The 19,557-nt window shown below is 31.4% G+C and carries 25 protein-coding genes and 1 tRNA gene; 15 read left to right on the forward strand and 11 right to left on the reverse strand.

From position 1 onward, the window contains the following. The gene (locus ACLII3_RS06310; protein WP_412987364.1) at positions 1 to 1,197 is read left to right on the forward strand and encodes a hypothetical protein; all 1,197 of its coding nucleotides are present in this window, start codon (positions 1 to 3) and stop codon (positions 1,195 to 1,197) included. 158 nt (positions 1,198 to 1,355) lie between these two features. Here the strand turns inward: ACLII3_RS06310 and ACLII3_RS06315 are convergent. Then, positions 1,356 to 1,429: transfer RNA gene (locus ACLII3_RS06315), tRNA-Ile, on the reverse strand. 46 nt (positions 1,430 to 1,475) lie between these two features. Further along, complete coding sequence (gene mce, locus ACLII3_RS06320) at positions 1,476 to 1,886, reverse strand: methylmalonyl-CoA epimerase (RefSeq protein WP_412987898.1); 411 nt, start codon at positions 1,884 to 1,886, stop codon at positions 1,476 to 1,478. A gap of 70 nt (positions 1,887 to 1,956) precedes the next feature. Between mce and rbfA the strand changes: the two genes are divergently transcribed. Together rbfA and ACLII3_RS06330 are read left to right on the forward strand one after the other, a co-directional pair. After that, positions 1,957 to 2,349 carry a 30S ribosome-binding factor RbfA gene (rbfA, locus tag ACLII3_RS06325; protein WP_412987366.1) on the forward strand — a complete coding sequence of 131 codons (393 nt, stop codon included), beginning with the start codon at positions 1,957 to 1,959 and terminating at the stop codon, positions 2,347 to 2,349. After that, positions 2,350 to 3,555, forward strand: coding sequence for an ABC transporter permease (locus tag ACLII3_RS06330; protein WP_412987368.1), 1,206 nt, complete (start codon positions 2,350 to 2,352; stop codon positions 3,553 to 3,555). On the opposite strand, the gene dusB is transcribed toward ACLII3_RS06330, so the two are convergent. Beyond that, positions 3,545 to 4,540, reverse strand: coding sequence for a tRNA dihydrouridine synthase DusB (gene dusB, locus ACLII3_RS06335; RefSeq protein WP_412987899.1), 996 nt, complete (start codon positions 4,538 to 4,540; stop codon positions 3,545 to 3,547). The two genes, ACLII3_RS06330 and dusB, sit on opposite strands and share 11 nt — an antisense overlap. A 44-nt stretch (positions 4,541 to 4,584) precedes the next feature. On the opposite strand from dusB, the gene ACLII3_RS06340 reads away from it, so the two are divergent. Then, positions 4,585 to 5,145, forward strand: coding sequence for a Crp/Fnr family transcriptional regulator (locus ACLII3_RS06340; RefSeq protein WP_412987369.1), 561 nt, complete (start codon positions 4,585 to 4,587; stop codon positions 5,143 to 5,145). A gap of 60 nt (positions 5,146 to 5,205) precedes the next feature. On the opposite strand, the gene ACLII3_RS06345 is transcribed toward ACLII3_RS06340, so the two are convergent. From ACLII3_RS06345 to ACLII3_RS06370, 6 genes are read right to left on the reverse strand one after another with little or no spacing between them, the layout of a single operon-like run. Next, the gene (locus ACLII3_RS06345) at positions 5,206 to 6,057 is read right to left on the reverse strand and encodes a DUF5777 family beta-barrel protein (RefSeq protein ID WP_412987371.1); all 852 of its coding nucleotides are present in this window, start codon (positions 6,055 to 6,057) and stop codon (positions 5,206 to 5,208) included. Positions 6,058 to 6,062: 5 nt separating this feature from the next. Further along, positions 6,063 to 6,464: a hypothetical protein gene (locus tag ACLII3_RS06350; protein WP_412987373.1), complete on the reverse strand. Its 402-nt coding sequence runs from the start codon at positions 6,462 to 6,464 to the stop codon at positions 6,063 to 6,065. Beyond that, positions 6,442 to 6,996, reverse strand: a complete 555-nt coding sequence (locus tag ACLII3_RS06355; protein ID WP_412987375.1) for a YceI family protein — start codon at positions 6,994 to 6,996, stop codon at positions 6,442 to 6,444. The genes ACLII3_RS06350 and ACLII3_RS06355 overlap by 23 nt, the downstream gene beginning before the upstream one ends. A gap of 13 nt (positions 6,997 to 7,009) precedes the next feature. Further along, a complete protein-coding gene (locus ACLII3_RS06360) occupies positions 7,010 to 7,375 on the reverse strand; it encodes a hypothetical protein (protein WP_412987376.1) in 366 nt (121 codons plus the stop codon). A gap of 4 nt (positions 7,376 to 7,379) precedes the next feature. Continuing rightward, positions 7,380 to 8,540 carry a hypothetical protein gene (locus ACLII3_RS06365; protein ID WP_412987378.1) on the reverse strand — a complete coding sequence of 387 codons (1,161 nt, stop codon included), beginning with the start codon at positions 8,538 to 8,540 and terminating at the stop codon, positions 7,380 to 7,382. A gap of 11 nt (positions 8,541 to 8,551) precedes the next feature. Continuing rightward, a complete protein-coding gene (locus ACLII3_RS06370) occupies positions 8,552 to 8,935 on the reverse strand; it encodes a hypothetical protein (protein WP_412987380.1) in 384 nt (127 codons plus the stop codon). A gap of 151 nt (positions 8,936 to 9,086) precedes the next feature. On the opposite strand from ACLII3_RS06370, the gene ACLII3_RS06375 reads away from it, so the two are divergent. From ACLII3_RS06375 to ACLII3_RS06420, 10 genes are all read left to right on the forward strand, one after another. Beyond that, entirely contained in the window at positions 9,087 to 9,380 is a 294-nt protein-coding gene (locus ACLII3_RS06375; RefSeq protein WP_412987381.1) for a DUF6787 family protein, read from the forward strand. Between the two features lie 19 nt (positions 9,381 to 9,399). Then, on the forward strand, positions 9,400 to 9,666 hold the full coding sequence (locus ACLII3_RS06380) for a hypothetical protein (RefSeq protein ID WP_412987382.1): 267 nt from the start codon (positions 9,400 to 9,402) through the stop codon (positions 9,664 to 9,666). A 78-nt stretch (positions 9,667 to 9,744) separates the two neighbouring features. Further along, positions 9,745 to 10,590 carry an ABC transporter six-transmembrane domain-containing protein gene (locus ACLII3_RS06385; RefSeq protein ID WP_412987384.1) on the forward strand — a complete coding sequence of 282 codons (846 nt, stop codon included), beginning with the start codon at positions 9,745 to 9,747 and terminating at the stop codon, positions 10,588 to 10,590. Continuing rightward, positions 10,591 to 10,833, forward strand: coding sequence for a hypothetical protein (locus ACLII3_RS06390; protein ID WP_412987385.1), 243 nt, complete (start codon positions 10,591 to 10,593; stop codon positions 10,831 to 10,833). It abuts the gene before it with no gap. A 56-nt stretch (positions 10,834 to 10,889) separates the two neighbouring features. Continuing rightward, positions 10,890 to 11,285 (forward strand): hypothetical protein, encoded by a 396-nt coding sequence (locus ACLII3_RS06395; protein ID WP_412987387.1) that lies wholly within the window; start codon positions 10,890 to 10,892, stop codon positions 11,283 to 11,285. Positions 11,286 to 11,290: 5 nt separating this feature from the next. Next, the gene (locus ACLII3_RS06400; RefSeq protein WP_412987388.1) at positions 11,291 to 12,244 is read left to right on the forward strand and encodes a sterol desaturase family protein; all 954 of its coding nucleotides are present in this window, start codon (positions 11,291 to 11,293) and stop codon (positions 12,242 to 12,244) included. 6 nt (positions 12,245 to 12,250) lie between these two features. After that, a complete protein-coding gene (locus tag ACLII3_RS06405) occupies positions 12,251 to 12,967 on the forward strand; it encodes a VOC family protein (RefSeq protein WP_412987389.1) in 717 nt (238 codons plus the stop codon). A 4-nt stretch (positions 12,968 to 12,971) separates the two neighbouring features. Continuing rightward, complete coding sequence (locus ACLII3_RS06410; protein ID WP_412987390.1) at positions 12,972 to 13,157, forward strand: hypothetical protein; 186 nt, start codon at positions 12,972 to 12,974, stop codon at positions 13,155 to 13,157. Positions 13,158 to 13,219: 62 nt separating this feature from the next. Next, positions 13,220 to 13,798 (forward strand): Crp/Fnr family transcriptional regulator, encoded by a 579-nt coding sequence (locus ACLII3_RS06415; protein WP_412987392.1) that lies wholly within the window; start codon positions 13,220 to 13,222, stop codon positions 13,796 to 13,798. A gap of 60 nt (positions 13,799 to 13,858) precedes the next feature. Beyond that, on the forward strand, positions 13,859 to 14,641 hold the full coding sequence (locus ACLII3_RS06420; RefSeq protein ID WP_412987393.1) for an MBL fold metallo-hydrolase: 783 nt from the start codon (positions 13,859 to 13,861) through the stop codon (positions 14,639 to 14,641). A gap of 81 nt (positions 14,642 to 14,722) precedes the next feature. On the opposite strand, the gene ACLII3_RS06425 is transcribed toward ACLII3_RS06420, so the two are convergent. After that, on the reverse strand, positions 14,723 to 15,949 hold the full coding sequence (locus ACLII3_RS06425; protein ID WP_412987395.1) for a M20/M25/M40 family metallo-hydrolase: 1,227 nt from the start codon (positions 15,947 to 15,949) through the stop codon (positions 14,723 to 14,725). A gap of 65 nt (positions 15,950 to 16,014) precedes the next feature. Here ACLII3_RS06425 and ACLII3_RS06430 point away from each other — a divergent pair, with 65 nt between their 5' ends. Beyond that, the gene (locus ACLII3_RS06430; RefSeq protein WP_412987396.1) at positions 16,015 to 17,118 is read left to right on the forward strand and encodes a TolB family protein; all 1,104 of its coding nucleotides are present in this window, start codon (positions 16,015 to 16,017) and stop codon (positions 17,116 to 17,118) included. 13 nt (positions 17,119 to 17,131) lie between these two features. Here ACLII3_RS06430 and ACLII3_RS06435 read toward each other — a convergent pair whose 3' ends face one another. Continuing rightward, a complete protein-coding gene (locus ACLII3_RS06435; RefSeq protein ID WP_412987398.1) occupies positions 17,132 to 19,534 on the reverse strand; it encodes a TonB-dependent receptor domain-containing protein in 2,403 nt (800 codons plus the stop codon). Positions 19,535 to 19,557 lie beyond the last annotated feature (23 nt).

Raw genomic sequence — 19,557 nt, forward strand, 5'->3', positions numbered from 1 at the left:
ATGAATCTTACTCTAGGTTTCATAGCCTTTTTTATTACAATTGTAATTCCCGGTATTTTATTCAGAAGATTCTTTTTCTATGGAGAATTCTCTAAGCAATTTAATACTAAAGATCCTGTCTTACATTCAATGTTTTTTAGCATAATACCTGGAATTATTATACAACTAATTTCATTTATTATCTATAATTTATCTTTAGGTTTCGATTCGAGTTTTTTAGAAGTCTTTACTATTTTTAGAGATATTGCGTCAGATGGTTCTAATGGAACGGAGGAGGCTACCAAAGAATTTATAAATAATCATATAATTACGTTTTTTCTATATTCTCTATTTGTATTTGGTTTTTCTTCTTTTTTAGGTTGGATTTCAAGTAGAACAATAAGAATTAGAAAATGGGATAAAAAATATAAACTTTTCAGATTTAAAAATCAATGGTATTACATATTTAGTGGAGAAGTATTAAATATGAAAAAATTTGAAGAGGCTCACAATGTGTCTTTTATGAATAATAAAGGTTTAATTCAAGATACATTACTAACTTATGCTGATATTCTAGTTAGAGCTAGTGATGACAGAAAAGAGCTTTATACAGGTTACGTAGTGGATTATGATTTAAAAAGTGATGATATTACTCAATTAGATAAAGTTTACTTAATTGATACTTATCGCTATAAAAAGAAAGAAAAAATCCTAGATGAAAATGGACTAGAAGTAAAAGATAAAGAAGCTTCAAAAGAATCAAATACAAAACCAACTAAATCTAGAAATAGAATTAAAGTACCTGGGGACATTTTTATTTTAAATGCAAATAATATTGTTAATCTTAACTTAACTTATGTTCCTTCTATAAAAAAGAAAATCTCTAACGAAAAAAAGAAAAAAGAAGAAAAACAAAAGAGGTACTCAAGAATTCAGAGAATTTATTTATTAGCCATATTTTTAATTATTTTAGCTCATTTCTTTTATAAAATAATTCATCTAGACAAAACTTTTTTAGCAGAATACCTAAATGATACAGGTTTCTGGGGGAAATTACTAGTAATTCTTTTTATAAATCAATTTCTTTCATTTTTCTCTCCTACACAAAATGAAGAGAAAAAGCTATCTTATAATTTTAGCGATTTTTGGATTAGACTTTTTGTTCTAATTCTATGGGGTGTTTTATCTTATTTGTTTGTTATAAAATCTTTAATCTAAAACATATTTTAAACCCAACCTTTAAATAGGCTTAATTCAACTCAAAAACTAAAATAGTTAGAGTAACCATTCAGAGTGTCTTTAAGTTCGCATCAAATTGTTTATTATTAAACCTGTAGAAGAAAAAAAGCCTCACATTTCTGTAAGGCTTTTAAAGGTGGTCCCACTTGGGCTCGAACCAAGGACCCCCTGATTATGAGTCAGGTGCTCTAACCAGCTGAGCTATGGGACCAAATTGGGTGCAATATTACTACTTATTTTAATATTACAAAAGAAATTTATTCTTTATTAGCAATCTCTTGGCATAACTCTATAAGTACACCATTGGTTGTTTTTGGGTGTAAAAAAGCAACTAACTTATTATCAGCACCTTTTTTTGGTGTTTCGTTAAGTACAATAAAGCCTTCGTCCTTTAATCTTTTTATTTCGCTTTCAATATCTTCAACATCAAAAGCAATATGATGAATTCCTTCTCCCTTTTTTGCAATGAATTTAGCAATTGGGCTATCCTCTTTGGTAGCTTCTAACAACTCAATTTTATTTGGACCTACTTGAAAAAAAGATGTTTTTACACCTTCACTCTCTACAGCTTCGGTTTTATAATGTGGCTCTCCAAATAACTTATTAAATACTTCATTGGATGCTTCAATATCCTTTACAGCAATTCCAATATGCTCAATTTTTTTCATCATACTACAAATTTAATCTAAAAGCGTAACCTTTTAAAGTATTTCAATAGAAATATGTTATTTTTGCACCATGGAAAGTAATAGACAAAAAAAGATAGCTTCTGTTTTACAACGCGACTTGGTAGATGTGTTGCAAAATGCTGCTTCTCAAGGAGGAATGCGTGGTGTGATAATTTCGGTAACTAAAGTAAATGTTACTGTTGACTTATCTATTGCTAAAGTTTATTTAAGTATTTTCCCTATTGATAAAGGAGAAGAACTGTTAGAAGGTATACAGTCTAACGCATCATTAATCAAGCATGAAATAGCGCAACGTACAAAGCATCAATTACGCAGAATGCCACAATTAAGCTTTTATATTGACGACTCATTAGAATATATTGACCAAATTGATCGTTCTTTAAAAGGACTGGACAACCCAATAGACAATCCAGACTTACTAGACAAAAGAAAGAAATCATAATTGAATTTTTCATTTTATATAGCTAAACGTTATTTGTTCTCTAAGAGCAAAAACAATGCTATAAATTTTATTACTATAATTGCTGCTTTTGGTGTTATAGTAGGTTCTGCGTCATTATTTATAGTCCTTTCTGGGTTTGCTGGATTAAAGGATTTTAGCCTTCAATTTTCATCATTTGTTGACCCAGATTTAAAAGTATTACCAGCAAAAAATAAATCGTTTAACTTTAATGAAAATCTACAAAAACAGCTAAACAACATTGATGGTATTGCCTCTTATTCAAAAATAATTGAAGATCGCGTTATTTTAAATTGTGAAGACAAACATTTAGGTGTTACTTTAAAAGGTGTTGATGAAAATTATGCAACTTCAACTATAGATTCTATTCTTATTCAAGGACAATGGCTAGAGTCTGAAGCACCACAAATAGTTTCTGGTTGGGGAATTACAAACGAACTCTCCTTTGGTATTTTCGATTTTGCAAAACCCATAAAAATTTATGCGCCTAAACCAGGAAAAGGACAAATTTCATCAATTAAAGGTGCTTTTAACACACTTAAAGTTGCTAATGTTGGTGTGTTTCAAATCAACGAAGAGTTAGACAATTCTATAGTTTATACCACCTTTGATAACGCTAAATATCTTTTTAACTACAATGATGATACAGTTAGTGCTATTGAGTTGATTTTAAGTCCAAATGCAGATATAGAACAAACTAAACAAGAGGTTACATCGCTATTTGGAGATAGCGTAATTATTAAGAATCGTTTTCAGTTAAATGATGCCTTATATAAAATGTTAAACACCGAAAATCTAGCTGTCTACTTAATATTTACACTTATATTAATTATAGCGCTATTTAATGTAATTGGCTCAATTATCATGATGATTCTTGACAAGCAAAAAAACATTGCAACACTGTATAACTTAGGTGCTACCTTAACTGAGGTTAAGCGTATTTTCTTTTACCAAGGAAGCTTAATGAGTGTTTTAGGAGGTGTTATAGGTATTGTTTTGGGATTTGCTCTAGTAGCATTTCAGCTATATGGTCCTGAGTCATTAAAAATAATGATAACACCATCTTTAGCTTATCCTGTAACTATTAAACCTATAAACTTTTTAGTAGTTTTTGCTACCATTTCTGTGTTAGGAATCATAGCCTCAAAAATTGCTTCTAGCAGAATTAATAGTAAGCTTATAAAGTAAACTGATGGTTTGAGAAGTTTTCTTCTACCTCATCAAAAGCCGCAAATACATCTTTAGCATCATCGCTTGTTACCATTTTGGTTCTGTATTCCTTAAAATGTGGAATACCTTTAAAATAGTTTGTATAATGTCTTCGTGTTTCTAAAACACCTAAAGTTTCACCCTTCCAATCTATTGCCATTTGTAAATGACGACGTGCAGCTTCCAAACGTTCTGCCATTGTAATAGGTGCTAAATGTTCTCCTGTTTCAAAAAAGTGCTTTACTTGTTTAAAAAACCAAGGGTTTCCAATAGTCGCACGTCCAATCATACAACCATCTAAACCGTAACTATCACGCATTTCCATAGCACGTTCTGGAGAATCTACATCGCCATTACCAAATACAGGAATATGCATTCTCTGGTTATTTTTTACTTCGGCAATAGGTTTCCAATCTGCATTCCCTTTATACATTTGTGCACGAGTACGACCATGAATAGAAATAGCCTTACAACCTACATCTTGCAAACGTTCAGCCACCTCAACAATTCTTATAGAATCATGATCCCAACCCAAACGTGTTTTAACGGTTATTGGTAAATGTGTGCGTTTTACCATTTCTGCAGTAAGCTTAACCATAAGGTCAATATCTTTTAAAATACCAGCTCCTGCGCCTTTACTCACTACTTTTTTAACAGGGCAACCAAAGTTGATATCGATAATATCTGGTTTAGACTTCTCAACAATATCTACAGTTTGTAGCATACTATCTAGATTAGCTCCAAAAATTTGAATACCTACAGGACGTTCCTTTTCATAAATATCTAGCTTCATTGTGCTTTTTGCAGCATCACGTATTAAGCCTTCACTAGAAATAAACTCAGTATATACTACATCTGCACCTTGCTCTTTACATAAGGCTCTAAAAGGTGGATCGCTAACATCTTCCATTGGCGCTAAAAGCAATGGAAAATCTGGAAGTTCTATGTTGTCTATTTTTACCATAATATTGTGTGGCAAAGTTACATTTTTATTTATTTTGCAAATGAATGAAAACATTTATTGATTACATAAAACAATATGTTGAACTTTCTGAAGCTGCAGAACAGGATATTACACAAGTAGCTTTATTGGAAGAAGTGCCTAAAGGGCATACTTTACTAAAAGAAGGAAAAACATGTAAACGCACGTATTTTTTATCAAAAGGTACAATTCGCATCTTTTTTTACCAAAAAGGAAAAGATGTAACTCATTGGATATATCCTGATAATATGTTGTTTACATCTTGGTCTAGCTATTTGTTAAAAAAGCCTGCTACTGAGTATTGTGAAACTATAGAAGCAGCTACTTTAATTTCATTAACTTATGATCAATGGCAAAGTCTTTATATAAAACACCCAGAATTAGAGCGATTTGGTAGACTAATAGTGGAAGAACAAATGGCTATGATTGATGATTTTTATAAAGGTTATTATTTCTTAACAGCTAAAGAGAAGTATAACTTATTAATAGAAGCCTTTCCTTCTATTATTCAAAGAGCAAACCTTGGTTATATTGCCTCTATGTTGGGAATATCTCAAGAAACATTAAGTAGAATTCGAGGAAAATAAAATTCCTGCCGCTAAGCAGGAATTTTAAACCAAATCAATCAAAAACTAAATAATTGCTATTTAGAATACTCTTACCACGTTAAAACCAAAAAACACATCACCTTTAGTCCAATCGCCTTCTGCATTACTTATAAATCCTGGTTCGTTAGTAGATTGTGCGTTCGTAAATAACAGTTGAAATACATGTCCTCCTGTTTCTATGTCTAAGCCTATTGTTAGTGGATTTTTATAAATAGAATCTTCATGCCTGCTAAAATTATAGACATAATCTAAATTAATTGACATACGCTTACTCACTTTCATGCGTCCTCCTGCTCCTAAAGCTATTTGGTTGTGTTTTTGAAATGGTTCTAAAACCAAATTTTGCCTAACAAATGTTGGTGCTAATTCTAAAGAAAGATTATTTGACACACGTCTTGAAACAAGTAACTGTGTAGCATAACTCATTCGGTCACCTGATTTTAAGAAAGGATATCTATCTTTTCTTATTTCACTATTAATATTTGCTGTTCCATAAGCAACAAGGCTAAATGGAAAATCATTGGTCTGTCCTTTTAGCTTGTATTTTAAAGACATGCCATAGGTTTTTCTTAAAGACTCTCTACTCACTCCTATTTGCATATTTTTTAATACACCATACACTAATTGAATTTTTGTGTTGGCATTATCAAAGCCAAAAAATGTAGATAAACCATCTTCTAAGGACCCAAATCTATGTGACACATATAAATATAAATCTCCTTTTTCAGCCACTTTTGTGGATTGTAGGTTTCCTATTTTCATTGCTTTAAAAGCTGGTTGTTCAAAAACCTCTTCTGTAGCTTCTGTTTCTAACTCGTTTAGTAGATCGTCTTGTGCATAAGCACTTATTCCTAGACAAAAAACTAGAATATATATAATGTTTTGTTTCATTAGTTTTACTGTTTATTGCCAATAATAATGGCTTTATCTATTTTTAATTCTTCTAATAAATCGTCATAACCTATGACTCTCCCTTTTATCTTTGCTATTGTGCCTTCTTTTAAAGTGTTTATATTTTTTTCTCCTTCTAACTGACAATAGATTTTACTATTAAGCACTATGCCTTTTTCTTCTATAGATGAAATTATACCTGAAAGTTCTACTACTTTATCTTGCCAAGAGTTAGCATTATTAGAGAGGTGATTTTCAATAAACTCTTTAGAAGTTCCTGAAAAAGCAACTTCAATATCATTGATGGTTTTATGAGGTTTGTAAATTATTTTTTGAGCAACAAATAAGCCTGCTCCAACAAAAACAATTACAACTAATAAAATTTTACTTTTTTTGGACAAGCTCATAATTCAATTCAATATTTATAGTTTCAGCTATTTTTTTTCTTACAATCTTTGGAATTTTGATGTCAAAATCTTGAGGGTTTACACTAAAGCTTCCGTTTAATATAATGGCGCCTTTATCGTTTTTTGACAACATTGTCTTTACCTCAACTTCTTTATCAATACCTCTAATATTTAAAGTGCCATTAATTATGAATTCCTTTGCTGTTGATGATAACTCATCTACATTAAAGCTTTCAATGTTTCCTTTAAAAGTTACCTTGGGAAACTTATCGGAATCCATGTAGTTTTCATTGAAATGCTCTTCCATTAAAGCAATTTCAAAATGAAACGCTTTCACAAAAAGTAATGCAGCTATAGCTCCTGTTTCGGTATTTAAAACTGCTGTTGTACTTTTGTTTTTTGCTTCTACAGCTTCAAAAGCTTCAACTGATGCTTTAAAAGCAGTGTGTCCAGATTTAGTGAAATATTTAGATTGCGCAGTTATTGTTGTTGTAACAAACAACAATAACACTACTATTGATTTATGCTTCATAATGTGCTATTTTTTATTGTTCCAAAAGTCCATCTTCAATCCATTTATCCATAATTTGACGTATCTCTGGCGACAGTAACCCTTGAGGAGGCATTGGATTGGTAACACTGTTCATTCGTTGAATTAAGTTTCTTTGTTCAGCTGCCGATTTGGTGTTTTGATAATTAGACAAATCTAATCCATCGCTTGGCGCTGCTCCACCATGACACGTAATACAATTGTTAAACATAATGTTACCAACATCAGATTGATACGTAACTGTTCTAGTAATTGGAGGTAATCCATCTATATCTCCTTCGTCAATAATTGCAGTTGTACAACTTTGTGTCAATAACAATGCTGATATAGCAAGTACAGTATTTATTGTTTTATGTTTCATATTTTTAGTTTTCAACAGTTATATTGGTTATTGATATTTCGTGTTGTCCTTCAGGAGTAATTGTGACTGTTTGATTAGGGTGTGTATAATCTCCTTGCGTGATAAATCCATCACCATTCATATCTGCTACAACACATACATTGTAATTTCCAGGATGTTGATACGTGTATAAGTATTCGGATTCTCCAGAAGATAAGTCTGAAATCTGTAAAATAGAATTGAAAGCATCAAGGTTTGATACAAAGTAACCATACTCATCTACTAAAGGTTCTTTAGAAAGCATAACGATTAGGTTTTTATCCTGAATCATTTCATTGCGTTCAATATCTACATTTAACACACCTAGATGTGGTTGTTGGTCAAAACGCCAAGGGTCTCCAGATTCGAATGAAAGATTATAAACATCGTTTGTTTCAGACTGCGCTAAGAAAGACGCTGATTTTGCTTCGGTATCTCCAGGATTTACATATAAATAGTCTTCCATAAAGCCTTCCGAGAAATCCCAAGCAGGAACATTTTGAGGAAATCCAACTTCTTGAGCTGCAGTTTGAGCTAGCTCTATGTCGTTTCTTTTTCCTTTAAAAGTCATATGCCTTGATGCTGGAGCTTGTAAACCCAATCTACTTGTATATGCATTAAAGTAAAGACTATCTTGTTTGAATCTAAGCTCCATAAACATTGTATTTGCGCCTCCTTTAGCATCCACAAAACGGAAATACTTTCCATTTTCATTCTCCTCTATCTCATCCATTACAAAGTAGCTTATACGATAAATGCCGCTTAACACACCACCATTTCTTGCCATTATTGTGCGTTTACCTTTAAAGTCGGTAACAAAAAATGTTGTAAGCAGGTTTCCCATAGAACCACCATCAAAAATACCATGAACAGAAGAAGGGGAATTGGCCCTATAATCGAAAGTAAACCACTCATAATCATCGGCAATTACTCTATTTGTTCCAACCCATTGTCCTTCCATTTTTTCTAAAAAGTCAAAACCATCAGTATTTATGTCTATTGGATTTACTTCGGTTGATAATGGAGGATTTGGATTTGTAGTTCCTCCAGAGGGTCCAGCAATATTTCTAATATCGTCTGTAGAGCAACTTTGTAACGCGAAAAGCGTCATCAAAATGCTAAAAAAGTAGGTGATGTTCTTTCTCATATCTTTAATTGTTAATTTATTCGTATCCATAATTCTTTAAGAGGTTTGTTCATTAAATGTGTAATCACTTCTAAGGTGTCTTTGTGTTTTGGTTTAATTTCGGTTATATATTCATTAGATGTCGTTGCTCCTGAAACTGCATCAACAAAAACATTTTCCTTTTGTAATAGATTGTTTAAAATGTAGCGAGGATTTACTGCATCTTCTTTAATTACTGTAGTATCATCATTGTAATACTTTATTTTAGCTTTTACCTTATTTTCAACTTCTAAAATTTCATACTTGGCTTTATAAAATTTACTATCAACACGCCATGTGCCATACAACTGTTCTGCATCATCATTACTGCAAGAAAACAACATCGATAATATGATTAAAACACTGCTCTTTTTCATAGTTAAAATCTTTAGAGCAAATGTATATTGGTAGTTTAGGAGTATTTTTGACCTATGTCAAAATCAACATAGATTCTCAATTTTTAATTTTTGATATACATCAAATGGTCAATACAAGAAGTATTTTATTTTTGCTGAAAAATTAAAGTCTATGAAAAAATTAATGGATCGTTGGAACCTTAAACACCCTTTACAATTAGTAGTTATTTTATTAGTGTTTTCAATTACAGGATCTACATCTATAGCTGTAGGAAGACCTTTATTAAAAGCAATAGGAATTACTTTAGACAATCTTAACGGATTTATATATTACCCACTTTTTATTATACTAAGCTTTATTTTATACCAAATTTTTCTTGTAACTTTTGGATGGATTTTTGGGCAACATGCATTTTTCTGGGCTATGGAAAAGAAAATGCTTAAACGCTTTGGAATTAGACTATAATTAGCTGACAATATTAAATATGACGCTTTCAAACATTAAATGGCGTACTATAATAGCGCTTATACTTATGTATATTGCTATGTTTATGAATTGGGAATGGGCTTGGGGAGTCTTATTCCTGTTTTGGGTTATTCCTGATATTTTCTCAGGCATAACTTATTTTATTGAACCTATTGATAAAAAGCAAAACCCAATATTATATTGGGTTATTATAGCCAGTTGGATACTTATGGCTATCTACTCTTTTTCTGTATTATTTATTGATTATGAGCAGTTCTATTATTAATTCTGCTCTACTATTTTGATTTAAGTCAAATGCAAACAGTGTTTTGTGTCATTTCTTTGCGACATAATTGTAAAGAACATGTCGCACTATTCCTTACTCTCTATTTTTAAACGCTTTAAATGGAAAATTTCCATTACATTTTCTATGCTGATTATAGAAAACATTTTTAAGGTTTTACAACCTTTAGTTTTAGGAATTGTTATTAACGACCTCATAAATAAAAATAATAATGGTTTATGGTTATTTTGTATGTTATATGCTGCTGGGTTTTGTATTGGTGTTGTAAGACGTTATTACGATACTAGAGCTTACACTTCAATTTATACATCTGTAGCTTCTGAAATTGCAAACATTCAAAATCAAAATAAAGTTTCTGTGTCTACTATTGCTGCACGAAGTTCACTCATAAAAGAACTGGTAGATTTTTTTGAATATGATATCACTCAAGCATTCACCTCGCTAATAAGTGTTGTTGGGGCCTTAATTATGCTTGCATTGTTTGATTGGTGGATTTTTGCAGCTTGCCTACTAACCGTTTTACTCATACTTATTATTTACAAATTAAGTAATAATAAGATTTACGGTTATAATATTGGGCTTAATGACGAATTAGAACACCGTATAACCGTCCTAGAAAAACGCGAACATATTGGTATTGTTAGGCATTTTAAAAACATTTCTAAATGGATGGTAAAGCTATCTGATTTAGAAACATTAAACTTTGGAATTATTGAGGTTATTTTATTTGTGCTTGCTATTTTCACTTTATACCTATCTGCAAGTGCAGTTAATGCAACTGCAGGAAGCATTTTTTCTATCGTTACTTATATTTTGGAGTTTTCAAATGGTATCTTTATGTTACCTATAGTGTTTCAGCAAGTAATTAGGCTTCAAGAAATAAGCACACGACTAAAGTCTATATAAATGAAAAAATGGAAAACTTTTTTAGCCTTAACCTTATTAATTCTAGCTATTTATTTTGACTGGAGTTGTTTTTGGGCAATCTTTATTCTCATAGGATTAGTACACGTTATTAAAAGTGGAGAAATCCATTTTGTAGAAGCTGTTAAGAAAAAAGAAACACCAAAACTCTTTTGGAGCATGGTGGTTATCTGGAGTTTTTTGGCACTCTATTCAATATTGAATTATCTTGATATTTTGACTTAGGTCAAAGTATACCTTAAACATTCTTAAGACATTTGTATCATCAAACTACGATAATTATGAAAAACATATATCAATTTATTTTACTGCTAACTATTACTTTCTCTTTCAGTGCTTGTGCACAAAAAGATAACATTGTTGGAGTTTGGGATGTGAAGACAGATGCATATCAAGCTACTTACGAAATTGTAGAACATAGAGATAAATTTTACGGAAAAGTACATTATTACAATGACGGAACTTCCGAATACAAAGGCAACGATAAAGAAGAAGATTATTTCTTATCTGATGTTGAATTTAAAGATGGAAAATACATTAATGGTAAAATGTACTTACCTGATGGTTCGTATTACAATGTCATTTTTACTCTAAAAAACAACGATACATTAGAAGCCTTAATGACAGTTGATAGCTCGCCATATAAGGAAATTTGGAAACGTAACACTTCATTTTAATTATTATGAGTAACACAAAATTATTTACATACAGCTTACTTATTGTTGCATTAATTGCTGGTAGTGTTCATGCAACAACTCATTTTCTTGATCTTAAAGTTTACTTTTCAGAAACGGTTGATTATTGGTTTTATATTTTCAACGATTTGAGTTTAGTTTACATTATTATTCCATTCTTTTTTATCGAAATCATTAGATATGCAATTGTAAAGCGATTAGGAAAAGACATTATTTTAGACTCTATTGCTAATGTCATTACTTTTGGCGCCTTTATCGTTATCGAATATATTTTAGGTTTATTAGCCATTACCAAACTCTATTTTTGGGTACACCACAATATGAGTTTAGAGCATTTACCTCTAAATATCGCTACTATTTTTGGAGCCATTTTATTAGCAGACTTTGCTTATTATTGGGATCACAGAATGATGCATCGCATAGGTATTGGTTGGGCAACACATACGGTTCATCACAGTTCGGAGCATTTTAATATGTCTGTAGCCTATCGTTTTGGTCCATTAGATGCTGTATTTCCAATACTATTTTCATTGCCAATAGTAATGCTAGGTTTTGATCCTTTATTGGTTTTAGCAGCCGAAATCTGTGTGCAAGTATTCCAAACATTGTTACATACCGAAATCATTGGTAAGCTACCAAAACCTATAGAATACATCTTTAATACACCATCACATCATCGTGTACATCATGGTTCTAATAGACAGTATTGGGATAAAAACTATGCTGGAATCCTTATTATTTGGGATCGTATGCTTGGTACGTTTGAACCCGAAATAGAAACCGTTCGTTATGGCATTTCAGAACCTTTAAATAGTGTGAATCCTATAAAAGTATTTTTCCATGGATTAACAAGGTTCTACAAACGATTTAAAGACATAAAAGGTTTTAAAAACAAGCTATTGTTATTCATTAAACCACCAGATTGGTCACCTTCAAAATAAATAATTATGAAAGAGAATACATTTGTTTGGGCAGATTTATCTAGCTACAACCCACAAAATACAAAGTCATTTTACGAAGCTGTTTTTGGCTGGAAATACAGCGAATATCAAGGTTATTTTACTGCATACAAAGGTTATAAAGAAGTGGTTGGGTTGTATGAAACACCACAGAAGTTTAAAGACATGAACATGCCTTCGTTTTGGATGTCTTACATTCAAGTAGATAGTGTTGTAGAAACCGTTGAAAAAGCGCGAAACCTAGGTGCAATCATTGAGCTTGTAGATACAAATAATCCTATTGGTGGTATTGCTTTAATTAGAGATACGCTAGGTGCTGGATTTACCGTTTACGAAGGCAATTGGCTTAATAGCAGAACTCAAAATAAAGTTGATACACTTATCTTTAATGAACTTCATATCTCCGATTTTGATAAGGTACTTCCATTTTATAAGAGTTTATTCAACTGGAGCTTCAAAAAGGCAAATAGTTATACTTACGATGTGTATTGCAACATCTCTTCCAAAAAAATAGCAGCTATTAAAGAACTGGATTATTACACTAAAGGAAAGTATGAATATTGGACTTGTATTTTTGGCGTCAAAGACCTTTCTAAAACTTTAAAACGCATTACAGATAATAATGGTATTGTTATTTCTACCGAAGATGGCAAAGCTATGTGTTCTGATGGTTCTGAAGCATTCTTTTACATACAACAATTATAATATTATGAATATCTGGTTTTACATAGGAATAGGATTGCTTCTCTGGGTATTATACGATTTGTATTATGGTGTTACTTGGACACATCGTCCTATTTACAGACAGTACGAACCTAATGCGTATTGGCTAGTATCTATCGTTTGGATTATTGTAGCTCTTACCACAACACTTGCTGGTTTAGGTATGCTGTAATAGCGTATTAACGACTTGATTTTATTAAATAAAACTGCTAATTTCGTTTAATAACAAGCCGAATGAGTCTAGATATAAGCAAAATATCATCATTTTTTGAAACCGAATATCCTTTGAATAAAGAAGGATTAAAAGAACTATTAGATTTATTCAGTACAAAACAACTCAAAAAAAACACCCAAATACTTGCGGCAAATACTGAAGAACAGCAATTACGCTTTTTAAATAAAGGGGTTGTTCGAGAATATTATGCATCTGCTGAAAAGGAAACAAACATCAATTTTTATACAAAACCACAATTCATTACTGATTTATCTTCGTTTATTAATGATTCGAAAACAAGAAAATACCAAGAAGCTTTAACCAATATTGAGTTGTTGGTTATTGATAAGTATTCGTTCAGAAAAATTTTAAAAAAGTATGAATGTGGAAAATCATTCATTGATTTATCTTTTCAAAAACTATTAAAACAAAAAGAATTATTCGAGTATAACAGAATCACTAAATCATCCGAAGAATTGTATAGTGAACTCCTTATTTACAAACCAAATTGGTTACAAACTATTCCTCAATATCATATAGCTTCTTATCTAAATATTACTCCCGAAACCTTAAGTAGAATTCGCAAACGTATTTCTTGATTCTAATCAATGGAATTGGAAAGTTGACACTCTAATTTTGTCTTTTAGAATAATAATATTATGAAGATACAACACTTTAGAAATGCTACAATGACTATCGAGACTCAAAATGATGTCATATTAGTAGACCCAATGATAGGTAAGAGAGGGACAATGCCACCATTTACATTTTTTAGATTTAAACCAAAAAGAAATCCAATAGTTGAATTACCAGAAAATTGCAAACCTATATTAGAAAGAGTAACTCTCTGTTTAATTACGCATTTACACCCAGATCATTTAGATAAAGATGCAGAAGCATTTTTAAAAGAAAAAAATATTCCTATAACTTGTAGTATCAAAGATGAGAAAGAATTAAAGAAAAGAGGATTAAATGTGGTACAAGCAGTTAATTATTGGAAACGAACTGAATTTTTAGGAGGAAAAATAGAAGGAATACCAGCTCAACATGGTTACGGATTTGTAGCAAAGCCTGCGGGAAATGTAATGGGATTTTATATTGAATTACCAAATGAACCATCAGTATATTTAAGTAGTGATACTGTATATACTAATGCATTAGATAAAGTGTTAACACAATATAAACCAGAAATTAGTGTTGTGGCAGCAGGTTCGGCACAGTTCGATATTTTTAAACCATTGTTAATGACTGTAGAAGATATTGTAAAGTTTATTAAAAACACACCATATAAAGCTATTGCAAATCATATGGAAGCGGTTAATCACTGTCCAACAACTCGTTCACAATTAAAATTTATTTTAGAAAAAGAAGGTTTATTAGAAAAAACTTCAATTCCAGAAGATGGACAAGTAATGGAGTTTAAACAAGAAGCTAACAGCTAATACTATCTCAAAAAAATTATCGTCTATAAAACTAAAAAGCCACTCAGAATTGAGTGGCTTTTGCTATTCTTCTAATAAGTCTTAAAATGTAACCTCAGCTTCTACAACTTCGTCTCCTCGCTTTACTTTTACTATGGTAGTATTACCTTTTTCAAACTTAGATAAGGCTTTCATATAACCCATCATATCTTTTACTTCATGTTCTCCTAACTGAATTACAATATCTCCTTTTATTAAACCTGCCTTTTGTGCTGGTTTTTCTTCGCTTACACCATCAATACGCATTCCTTCACCATCAAACAAGTAATCAGGCACCACACCTAAAGTTACTTTAAAACGAGGTACATCATCGCTTTCATTTTTAGTCTTTTTAAAGGCTAACTCACCATTATCATCTAAATCGGTAATAATATCAAAAATGTACTTTGAAATTAATTCCATTCCTTCATAGTTTAACTTATCTGCATCGTCACCTGGTTTATGGTAATCTTCATGTTGTCCTGTAAAAAAATGTAATACAGGAATATCATTTAAGTAAAAAGACGTGTGGTCTGAAGGTCCTACTCCAGATTCGTGCTCAACAATTTTAAACTTATCGTTACTAGACGTTACTACTTGCTTAAAAAATGGAGACGTTCCTGTTCCATAAACTGCTAATGTGCTATCTGCTTTTAAACGCCCTACCATATCCATGTTTAGCATATAGTTAATTTCTTCTGTTTTTACAGTCGCATTTTTCACAAAATAATTAGACCCTAACAAGCCCATTTCCTCTCCAGAAAAAGCCATAAATAAATAGTTGTTATTTTTATTCGCTTCTTTAAGCTTGCTCGCTAAGTTTAACATAACAGCAACACCACTTGCATTATCGTCTGCGCCATTATGAATAGCTTTCCCCTCACCTCTATGTAACGAGCCTTCATCACCATAACCTAAATGGTCATAATGCGCGCCAATTACAATTGTTTGTGTTGCATTATTGTTTAAAAACCCTAAAACATTACGCCCTGTAATTGTACTATCTGTAGCATCATTAGTAAATTTTGCTTCGGCATGTGGATCGGTTTTTGGTGTAAACGTAAAATCTTGAAAATAACCATTAGTTCCCTTTCCTTCTAGCCCTAAATCTTTAAAACGGCTCGCTATATAATCTGCTGCTTTTTTCTCACCTTCGGTTCCTGTGCCTCGACCTTCTAACTTATCGTCTGCTAAAAAAAGAACATCGTCTTTTATTGTGTTTTCAGGTTTGTGCTCTTGCTTACATGACCAAATTGATGCAAAAAAAAGTAGTAGTAATATTTTTTTCATGATATAAATTTTACATTTGAAACAAAATTAGGTAATAATTGCCATTTATTTATACTCTTACAATTATGAAAACCAACATCTTCTCTCTCTTTGTATTATTAGCATTAATCACATCATGTAAAAATGATAAAAAAGAATCTGTAGATGCAAAAACAAGTGCTACAAAATGGGTTGACTCATTAATTTACCCTGAGGAAACACACTTTAAATCTATAAAGCAAATTACGTTTGGTGGTGATAATGCTGAAGCTTACTGGAGTTTTGATGATAAGCAATTAATATTTCAATCAAACAATAAAGCTTGGAATGTTGGATGCGATCAAATGTTTTTAATGAATGCTGATGAAACTTTTAAAGACAAAATACCTCCAATGATAAGCACTGGTTTAGGAAGAACTACCTGTGCTTACTTTTTACCAGACAATAAAAGTTTTGTTTATGGTTCTACACATTTAGGTGGTGATGAGTGTCCTCCTGCGCCTTTACGTAGAGAAGGTAAATATGTGTGGCCTATCTATCCTAGTTACGATATTTTTATAGCAGATTTAGAAGGTAATATTACAGCTCAATTAACTACTGAACCAGGTTATGATGCTGAAGCAACAGTATCGCCTAAAGGAGATAAAATTGTATTTACATCAATGAGAACAGGCGATTTAGAGTTGTTTACAATGAATATTGATGGTAGTGATGTAAAACAAATCACCAACCAATTAGGTTATGATGGAGGTGCTTTTTTCTCACCAGATGGTACAAAATTAATTTTCCGTTCATCAAGACCAAAAACTGAAGAAGAGATAAAAGAATATCAAGATTTATTAGCAGAAGGATTGGTACAACCAACCGAAATGGAACTATACATTTGTAATGCTGATGGTAGTGATTTAAGGCAATTAACTAACTTAGGAAATGCCAATTGGAGTCCGTTTTTTCACCCTAGTGGAGAAAAGGTGTTATTCTCTTCAAACTTTGAAGCAGAAAGAGGTTTTCCTTTTAACTTATACATGATTGACTTAGATGGGAAAAACTTAAAACGTGTTACTCATGGTGAAACTTTTGATGCGTTTCCTGTATTTTCAAACGATGGAAAAAAATTAATCTTCTCTTCTAATAGAAATAATGGTGGTGGTCACGACACTAACTTATTTATAGCTGAGTGGCAAGATTAATAAGAAGAGTAGGTTATAATCTTTCTCTTTCTTCTTTAGAAGTAGAACGTTGATTTGTAGATAGTTTTGTGTTTCCAAATTTGTATCTAAAACCAAGCCTAAAGTACCTTGAATCTTCATTGATAAAAAGGTTACTATCTTGATCCAAGAACTTAGTCGTTACAAAATAGTCTTGCTTATTAAACAAATCGCTACAAGATAAAGAAAGCACTCCTTTACCTTTTAAAATGGTTTTTTTAATAGACAAAAATGTATCCCAACGTGTATCTACAATTTGGAGCCCTTGAACATTTTCGCCAATGTATACTATAGATAAGCTAGCCGATAAACTATTGTCTTTTAAGAATGAAAAATCATTTTGTAAAATAGAATAGTTAGCCCATCTATCTCTTTCTACATTAATTCCAGAAATAACACCTTCATCTTTGTAGTTATATGTTGAGCTTCCAAAATATAATGACCATCTTTCTGTAACATCAAAATATGTTTCAAAATCAAATCCTATTTCAGTAGTGCTTTTAATATTTACTGGCGTATAGGTTATGATGTTTGTTGCGTTATCCTGTAATGGTAGCTCAAAAATGTTGTTTTCATATTTTTTATAGTAAACTTCAAACGTAAACATATCATTTAAAGTTGTTCCTACTAGGTAATGATCAGTAAAAACAGGTTGCAAGTTTGGATTACCTGTTACTATGGTATTATCGTTAAGATAAAATTGAAATGGATTTAAGTTAGCATAATTAGGTCGTTGTATGCTTCTTTTATAATTAATATAGCTATTAACTTTTTCGGAAATTTGATAACCTAAACTTACTGTTGGAAACCACTCTAAATAATCTTGTGTATTCTTTTCTAGGGTGTTTTCTCCTTCAATATTAGTTTGCTCTACTCTTACTCCAGCATTAAAACTTAATTTTTCGCTGTTTGTGCTATAGTTAGCGTAAGCAGCATATACTTTTTCATCGTAGTCAAACGCATCAGAATTATTTACATCAATTACTTCTACACCATTAATGATATCGTTTTGTAAAATATCACTGCCTGTTTTAACATTTGATAGTTTTGTTCCAATTTCTAATGATGATTGCTCTCCTAAAGGTGTCGAAAAATCGGCTTGCGCAGTAACAATTTCTGTGTCTTGGTTTGCTGCTGTATTAAATGCTGTTCTTTCTAAAAACAAATTATTTTGACCATAATAATCACTAAAAACACGTTGATCTCTTGAATAGTCATAATTAGTATAGTGTGCATTTAATGATAATTGAGCGTCGTTCTTAAATTGACTTATATAATCTAAATCAAACCCAATGTTATGCTTTTTATCTCTTGATAGGTTGTTTGAATTAAATCTTTCTACCACATTAACATCTGCATCAATATTTGTTATTCCTGTGGTTAAGTATTTAAAATATGGTAAAAATTGTGCGTTCGATGCTAAACTTATGGTGTTATTATCGTTAATACTATAATCAATATTTAGCCCAACATTATGTCTTTCTGACCACGTATTTCTATCTAAATGCGTATTCCAAGCCTCATCTGGATAGTTAACCTCTTCATCATTAACTCTATCAATTTTACTATTGTTATAGTTATAGTTTACAAACACATCTATTTTAGAACCTTTAAAGTAATTTGTAATTCCATAATTACTTTTCGGGAAAACACCTTGAGTATAGTTTGCAAATACACTTCCATTATAACCAGTCACAAGGTTTTTTGCCATTACTATATTTAAAACCACTCCACTATCTGCATCATATTTTGCTGAAGGGTTTGTAATAACTTCTATAGATTTAATGCTACTTGCTGAAGTACCTTCAAGCAGTTCAACCAACTCCGAAGATGACAAATGTACTTTCCTATTGTTAATATAAATCGTTGGGTTGACATTTTTAACCTGAATAGCGTCGTCTAAAACAAGTACACTTGGTGTGCTTCTTAATACTTCAAGCATATTACCTTCGCTTAAAGCTGTTTTCTCAACATTAAATACCAACCTATCTACTTCTCGTTTTAACGTAGGTTTTTTTACTACAATCTCTATTTCAGAAAGTGATTCGGCAGATTCTACAAGTGTTATAATTCCAACATTTGTATCGCTTTCTACAGTAAAATTTTTGTAATGTGTTTCAAAACCAATAAAGCTAGATTTTAGTATATAGCTGCCTTTAGCAACATTTTCTATAAAAAACTTTCCATTGTCATCAGAAGAAGTTCCAGAAACAACTGTAGAATCTTGATCTTTTAATAATAAAACATTTACATAGGGAAGCGATTCTCCCTTAACATCTTTAATTTCGCCTCTAACTGTGTATTGAGACCATGCAAAAGTGGAGCTTAAAAACGCAAATAATAAATAAATTGTTTTATTGATAATTCTCTGGTTTTTTAATGTTTGCGTTACAAACATATAATATTTAGTTAAAATACGCT

Source organism: Pontimicrobium sp. IMCC45349, assembly GCF_047219225.1.
Lineage (GTDB): Bacteria > Bacteroidota > Bacteroidia > Flavobacteriales > Flavobacteriaceae > IMCC45349.